Source organism: Streptomyces sp. AC555_RSS877, from assembly GCF_019049245.1.
Lineage (GTDB): Bacteria > Actinomycetota > Actinomycetes > Streptomycetales > Streptomycetaceae > Streptomyces.
This window is the reverse complement of the sequence record NZ_JAGMUK010000087.1, coordinates 1-733: the sequence shown is the minus strand read 5'-3', so window position 1 is coordinate 733 and position 733 is coordinate 1. Positions and strand designations below refer to the sequence as shown.

Genomic DNA, 733 nt, shown 5'->3' with positions numbered 1-733 from the left:
ATCCCATTGGCGACTGTTCTCAGGTAGAGCGCGAGAAGATGAGGATCTGTGGAAGGCGGAAGGTCACCGGTGTCCACCGCCTGTTGGAACCGGCGCGTCAAGTGGGCTATCCCGTCCTCGCGCCATGCGATGAGTGCGTCGCGGACTGGGCGGCTCTCATCCCCGGTAGCCAACGCACCTAGCACGCCAAGACAGCCCGTGGGCAATCCCGGCATGGTTGCCGCCTCGACCGTCCCGTGGAGCACAGCAGTAGCCACTGCTCCGCTTGTGGGCTCTGCCATGGCTCGGGCGAAGTAGACGGTCAAGCGCTCGGTGTAGCGCTCCAGCGCCTTGTAGAAGAGGTCTTCTTTGCTGCCGAACGCCCTGTACAGGCTGGGGCGGCTGATACCCATCGCTTCGGTGAGGTCGTCGAGGCTGGCGCCCTCGAATCCCTTTGACCAGAACACCAGGACTGCACGATCGAGTGCCTCGTCGATGTCGAACGCGCGAGGCCTGCCAGGAGGGGCCGGTGTCGTGGAGCTCATTTCTTCATCCTACCCCTTCGGTACCGATCGGTACGGATGTGCTAACGTGTTTCGTACCAATCGGTACGGTACACGGAGAGGCAACACCATGTCACAGACCGTACTCATCACTGGCGGAACCTCAGGCATCGGCTTGAGCCTCGCGCAATCCTTCGTGGAGCTCGGGGCGTCTGTCGTCGTTTGCGGACGTTCGCAGGCTGCGCTTGACC

At 62.5% G+C, this 733-nt stretch carries 2 protein-coding genes; one reads left to right on the top strand and one right to left on the bottom strand.

From position 1 onward, the window contains the following. Nucleotides 1-524: TetR/AcrR family transcriptional regulator (locus KUM49_RS34300; protein WP_217240873.1), on the bottom strand; the 524-nt coding region annotated here is incomplete at its 3' end. On the opposite strand from KUM49_RS34300, the gene KUM49_RS50390 reads away from it, so the two are divergent. Further along, nucleotides 475-733, top strand: a 259-nt coding sequence (locus KUM49_RS50390) for an SDR family NAD(P)-dependent oxidoreductase (RefSeq protein ID WP_308406890.1), incomplete at its 3' end; no start/stop codon positions are given. The genes KUM49_RS34300 and KUM49_RS50390 overlap by 50 nt on opposite strands.